Origin of the sequence: Streptomyces sp. NPDC057010 (assembly GCF_042673805.1) — a bacterium.
GTDB lineage: Bacteria > Actinomycetota > Actinomycetes > Streptomycetales > Streptomycetaceae > Streptomyces.
Genome location: NZ_JBHUSC010000016.1, coordinates 117468 through 124056, shown reverse-complemented (window position 1 = coordinate 124056; position 6589 = coordinate 117468). Strand labels below are relative to the sequence as shown.

Sequence of the window (6589 nt, the reverse complement as noted above, 5' to 3'; positions counted from 1 at the left end):
ATCGCGCCCGTCTTTCGGGGGGTGATGTGGCTCCCTCGTGAGCCCCCCCCCCCCCCCCCCCCCCCCCCGGCCCGCTCGAAATCCAAGCTCTCCTCGGCGGCTGCTGGGACACAATCACGAGATGATCGGCAACCGGATCACCCATCGCACCGCGGACGGCGTCCGCATACCCGGAACCTGGCGGCACGCCTTCATCCGCAACGGCGGCCGCTACTACCTGACCGACCTCTTCATCTACGCCGACGGACTCATCAACTGCTGGGGCCTGGTCACCATCGAGGAGTTCGAAGAGAAACTCCGGACCGGCTGGGTGGCCACCACACTGCCCGACGGGGCTGAGGCATCCGCGCACGATCTGGCGTACTGGAAGTTCAGCGAGCCCCGGAGCTGGCTCACCCCCGATGTGCTGGTTGCCGAAGTCCGCGACACCATCGACCAGCTGAACGGGCGGCCCGATTCGACCGGCCGTTGCCTGGCCGCCGTCGACGCGTTCCTCGCCGATCGGACAGAGGAGAACCGGGCCGCGGCCCGCACCGCTTTCCTGGCCATCCCTGTCTCGCAGCGCCGCTACGCGCTGGGCGACATGGACAGGAAGGACGGGCCGCTACGGGCTCTGGTGGCAGGGCCCGGAGGCCGGACCTACCTGCCGACCGAGCCGCCGGTCACGCAGGAGCAGTACGACAGTGCCCTCGGGTACTTCGAGGAGCGGGCCCGCTGGATGGCCGAGCGGCAGACGCGGGTCCCAGCAGACGGACCGGCGGCTCCGCACGCTCCGGCCGTCCACCTGTACCAGGTGTACCCGAATGAGCCGCAGGCAGACCCCGGCCGGCTCGGTTTGCGCAACGACTACCCCGCCCCGATCACCGTAGGTGAGGCCGTCTACCCCTCCGTCGCCCACGCCTACTGGGCCCTGTCGGTCGCTCAGCCAGGGCTCCGCGCCGCGATCGCGGCGGCGGACACCTTTGCCGAAGCACGCGAGATCGCGGCCGGAGCCCTGCGCCTCGAGGGCTGGGAGCACGCCCGCACCGCTGTCATGACCAGCCTGCTGCGCACCAAGTACGACCAGCATCCCGAGCTGGCCGAGATCCTGCTGGCGACAAACGACGCCACCGTGATCTACGACGACGCGGACTCGACCTTCTGGGGTGACAATGCCGGCCGAGGCCGCAACTGGACGGGACGTCTCCTCGAACTCGTCCGCTCCGAACTGCATCTGCGGCGAGCCGGGATCCCCGGGCTGTGACCGGTCCAGCTGTCAGCCGCGCGGCGGAGCCGGATCCATCCCCGCGCACGCGGGGGCCGGGAGCGGCTCTGCTCCTAACGCGGGCCATCCCCGCGCACGCGGGGCAAGCCGTGAAGATGACGTCGAGTCCGGCGTACAAGGGGCCATCCCCGCGTACGCGGGGAGTTGCTGAAGGCTTGGTGAGAACACCTCCGACGGGCCATCCCCGCGCAGGCGGGAGGTATTGCACCGGCCGAGACTAGCGCCCCGCGGCGCGGGACGGCCAGGCTGCGAGGGTGCCGGGCGTTACGCGAGTCCGGCGGCAGCCCCCGTATGAACTGCACTCCTCGGGCACCCGCCTGTCTTAGGCTGGAGGAGTCTGTGGGCGAGCGCAGGCGTGCCTGACTTCGGCAATCCTGGCTGCTTGCAGGAGCGTCCTCCCACCAGGTGGCCCCTGACCCGTGGCGACGAGTCAGGGGCCGGGTGAGAGTGGCGACCTCGGCTGCTGCTCGGCGTTTTGGGTACGTCGAGCAGCAGCCGTCACCACACCGCGTCGACCAGCTTGGCCATCACCGCGGAGATGAACCCCGCGACGACGATGGCCAACAGCCACACGACGCCGGTCCGCACAAGCCGACGTACGTCGGACTTCCGCAGCCTCTCCCTTAAGCGAACCCGCATGTCGGATGCCTTCCTGTGCTGAAAGGTCCTCCCAGGGTGGGCAGGACTTGCCAGCGCAGGACGCTCCTCCATGAGGGGTCTCATCCTCATGGAAGCACGAATTGGCTTGAGGTGTGGGCCACTTGAAGCAGTGAGCAAGAGGACATCACCTCCGAGTAAGCCCAAGTACTCGGATGTGTTGTGGCTACCGGACGGTGTCACTGCTGTGCGGATGCTGCTTCAGAATCGGCAGCGTGAGCAGGGCAGCGCGCCGCCGCTGCGGGTGGGAAGAGCAGGAGGGGATGACGATGATTCCGGAGAACCAGGGTCTGGCCTTCTCGCGGGATCTGCTGAGGCTCTACGCAGCCGCAGGCGGGCGCTCCGCGTTCGGGTACCAACGCCTCATTCGCCTCGGCGAGCAGGGCGGCTTCAAGGTGACCACCTCCAGCCTCAGCGAATGGCTCAAGGGTGACTCGGTGCCCCGGAAGCCGAGCAACGTTCACTACGTACTGAAGGTGCTCATCCCCTTCCTCGAAGGCCAGGCAGCCCAGCGCTCCCCGGAGCACCGGCGCACGGGCAACGAAACCTGGCGCGTCAGCCTCGCGGCGGCACAGGCCGTCAGCAAGAGCGGACAGGGAGGCCGCGGCCCGCGCGTCGGCGCCGCGTCGCCCGGCCGGCTGTACGGAATGCCCTCCCAGGCCCTTCAGGATGTGCTGCCGTACGAGTTCGTCGGCCGGGACGAGGAACTGGACGCACTGGCGGCCTTCGCCGCCGCCCCGGACGGCGCCCCGGGATACATGGGGTGGCAGGCGGATGCCTGGGCTGGCAAGACCGCCCTGCTCGCCTGGTTCGCCACACGTCGCCTCCCCGCCGGCGTCGATGCCGTTCACCACTTCGTCGCCGGTCGCCTGGGCACCAACCGCAGGGAGGACTTCCTCCTGGCGATCGGCGAGCAGCTCGCTGCGGTGGCCGGCAGGAAGCTCCGGGCGGCTGAGCGCGGGCAGCCGGGGCCCCTGCCCGCCCTGTACGAAGAGGCCGCCAAGGCCAGCGCAGGCCGCCACCGGCGCCTGCTGCTGATCGTCGACGGCCTCGACGAGGACGCGGACGCAGGCCCCAGCCGCCAGAGCATCGCGGCGCTCCTTCCCAAGCACCCCCCGCACGGCATGCGCGTCATCGTGTCCGGCCGCGCCCACCCACAGGTCCCGCATGACGTCGCCGACGGCCACCCGCTGCGGGATCCCGGCATCGTCCACCGCCTGGCTTCCTCGCCCGCCGCCCACGTCATCCGGGACACCGCTCTGCGGGAGCTGGACGCCCTGCTGGACGACGAGCGCACCGGCTCCCCACTCCTCGGCCTGCTCGTCGCCGCCCAGGGCGCCCTCACCGGCGCCGACATGGCCGCCCTTGCCGGCGTCAGGCCGTACGACGTCCAGAAGAGGCTCCGCAGCGTCGTCGGCCGCAACATGGCACCCACCGACACCGACCACCTCACCATGGGCGCACAGGCGCAGGCCGACGCCGAAGCCGGCCGGCAGACGTTCGTCCTGGCCCACGAGGAGCTGTACCGGGCCGCCGCCGAAGCCCTCGGCAAGGCCGAGCTCGACACGTACACACAGCGCCTGCACGCCTGGGCCGACGACCACCGCGACAAGGGCTGGCCCGAGGACACCTCGAACTACCTGCTCACCGGCTACACGCGGCTCGTGCGGCACAGCGGGGACACCGACCGGCTCGCGGACCTCGTCCTCGACCCGCGGCGCCAGCTCCGCCTCGTCCAGCGCTCCGGACCGGACGTCGCCCTCGCCGATCTCGCCCTGGTCGCTGCGCCCGATACGGGCCGCACGCCGCCGAACCTGGTCACGGCGGCGAGGGTGGCCGTGTCCCGGGAGTGGCTTCTCCCGCACACGCGGCCCCTGCCGCGATCCGTTGCACGGACGGTTGCCCGGGGTGGTGACGTCCGGCGGGCCAGGGCGCTGGCGGGGGCGTCCCCGCACGCCTCCGCGAAGGCGGTGCACTTCGCCGACGTGGCCCGCGTACTGGCGGAGATGGGACACAAGGAGGCGGGCGGTGCCGCGCGGGAGGCGGGGGAGTGGGCGCGTACGGCCCTTCGCCAGGCGGGACCCTTCGGGTACGCCGGCGACGAGGCGGAGGCGGCTACCGGCCAGGCAGCGCTCGCCCTGCTGGCCACGGACCAGGTGGAGGCAGGCCTGGAACTCCTCCGCACGACCCGCGGGTTGAGCACCACCCGGTACGAGGCTTGGGCGGCGGCGGCCCGCTTGCTGGGGCCGCACCGACCGGAGTCCGCGGCACACCTGCTCGACGAACTGGAGGAGCAGGCCGAGGATCTGGCCGAGGTGCTGGGGGAGGGAAGTGCGGTGGCCGTCCAGATCTGGGAAACCGTCGCGGCGGCGGCTCCGGACCGCGCGGACCGGCTCCACGACCGCGTCATGGAGCACGCCCGGGCGGTGTGGGAAGCGGCTCCGACTTTGGAGAACGTCTCCGTACTGGCAGACGCGGCCTCGGCAGTGGCGCAGGAACGGCCGGACGAAGCCGCGCGCCTCGCGAAGCTCGCCCGCGCCCACGTCGAGGCGCTGCTCCTCACCGGCACCACTCCGATGTCGGCGGCGGACGCCTTCCACCTGGAGTTCGGCTTCCACCACTCCATCGCCCGGCTCGGCCGGGCATTCACCGACACCGGTATGCCGACGGAACAGATCCGCCGTGTCCTGGAGCCGCTGGAACAGCTACTCCCCGGCGCACCGGGTGACCTGCCGGACCCGGACCACGTCGACCCCGTGGACGGAAACGAGGACTGCTCCGAGGCCGTACGACTGGCCGATGAAGCCTTTCGTCTGGCGGACCTCGGAAACGACGGTGAAGCCAAGAGCCGCTTGGAGGAGGCCTTGGCGCTCCTACCGGTGGCGGGGCTGGGCACGGATCGCGCGCCCCGGTGGATCCCGGCCCTGGCCGGAGCACTCGTACGGATCGATGCCGCAGACAGTGCAGAGTCCCTGCTCGATTCGTTTCCGGAACCGGAAGCCCGGGCTCGGATGCACGCCGCCATGGCAGTGGCCTACGCGGACGCCGGCTTGCTCACCGCCGCGCGCAGGCACGCGCACCAGGCGGCTCAAGCCTCGGGTGGTCCTGCCCCCGACGGAGCCTGGGCACACGCCGCGCAGGCGCTGGCCTGCGCGGGAAAGGCGGAGGCTGCGGAGGGCCTCCTGCGTCGGCACGTGGTCCCCGCCGACCGCAGCAGGAAAGCGGAGTGGAGGAAGGCCGACCGGCTGGCCCGCATCGCGGTGGCCGCAGGGCTCGCGAAGCACGATCCGCGGAGGTCGGGCGAGTTGAGCCTCCAGCTCCTCGAGGATCTGCACGCCGGCAGGAAGGCGCCCCGAGGGCTGTCCGCCCTGCTGGCGCGCTTCGCCGACCTCGCTCCGGCTACCGGCGACACCGACCCGTACGAGCCGCTCCTCCACGAGGTGAAGGAGGCAGCACTTGCCTACGCGGAGAAGGCGCCGGAGACATGGCTGCCCGAAACGGTCCTGGTGCACGCCCTCCTGCGCATCGGCGCGGGCGAGGACGCCGGCTCACAGCTGGACTGGCTGGCCCGCGACATGGCGAACCGGGGGCCCGACCACTTCCCCACGGCCGGATTCGCTGTGGTCCACGCGGCACGGGGCGACGTGGTGGCAGCCCGCCGGGTGGCCGAGAGGCTGACCGATCCACGGAGCCGAGCGGCAGCGCTCGCAGCGGTGGCGGGCCAGCTCGCCCGAGTCCCGGTTCACCCGCTGCCCGCGATCGACCCTGCCCAGCCGGACGACCCCTTCACGCGCACCGTCCAGCACCTGGCCCTGGCCGCAGTCCCGCACGCACCGGCCGACGAACGGGCGGCCATCGAGATCCTCCACCAGAGCCTGAACACCCCGGGCTGGTACCACGCCCTGCCCGCCCTGGCCCACATCACCCCCGAAGCGGTCGCCGGCATCCGGGACATCGCAGTCGTCCACGCCGTCCAGGTCCCGTGCGGTCAGCGACCGGACGTCGCGGACCTGGAGGTCTTGTGGGCGCGGGCGCGTGGAGGTGACCGACAGGTTGTCGAGCGGACTGACCGTGTGCCCGGCGATGCGCAGGGCCTGGGTGAGGGCTGAGCCGATGAAGCCGGAGCCGCCGGTGATCAAGATCTTCAAGGGTGCCTCCGGGGAGGTGCGGGCAGCGTAACGGCCCAGTGCCGTCCGCCTGCTGCCGACACCGTCCTACACGGCGCGCCGTGCGGGAGGGGGTTCGGCTCCGCTCGCACGCCCTGTCGCCGTGCGGCGACAGGCAGTGGTGTCGTGCGTCCCCGTCAGTGCGCAGGAGTTCGCCGCACTGCGTCGTGTCGAGCAAGAGGCTGCGCAAGAGGGTCCGGCGCCCGGCGCTGCGGGCGCTGACGTCGAGCCTGCTCTACAGTCCGGCACGCCTGCCAGGCCTTCGGGGGTTCGCCGTGCGTACCGGAGCCGTACTCGCCTGAGCCACCCGAAGCCCTCCCAGCGCCCGGGCACCCCCGCGGGGCACCGCTCCCGCTCCGGTCCTGCGGGATCTTGACCGCAGCCTTGCTGGGTCGTGACCGCGGCCCCGCCACGTCCCGCATATCACGTTGGAGGACGGGGCCGGGGTGCTGGTAGCGTCCGTCTGCTGATCGCCAGTCGGCGACACAGCGGTGTACAAGGG

Annotated in this window: 2 protein-coding genes; one reads left to right on the top strand and one right to left on the bottom strand. The window is 71.7% G+C overall.

The genetic code is table 11. The features are described 5' to 3' along the window. Positions 1–121: 121 nt before the first annotated feature. Positions 122–1243 carry an NADAR domain-containing protein gene (locus tag ACFTXQ_RS16935; protein ID WP_382641414.1) on the top strand — a complete coding sequence of 374 codons (1122 nt, stop codon included), beginning with the start codon at positions 122–124 and terminating at the stop codon, positions 1241–1243. Between the two features lie 4226 nt (positions 1244–5469). Here the strand turns inward: ACFTXQ_RS16935 and ACFTXQ_RS16930 are convergent. Beyond that, on the bottom strand, positions 5470–6060 hold the full coding sequence (locus ACFTXQ_RS16930) for an NAD-dependent epimerase/dehydratase family protein (RefSeq protein ID WP_382641418.1): 591 nt from the start codon (positions 6058–6060) through the stop codon (positions 5470–5472). Positions 6061–6589 lie beyond the last annotated feature (529 nt).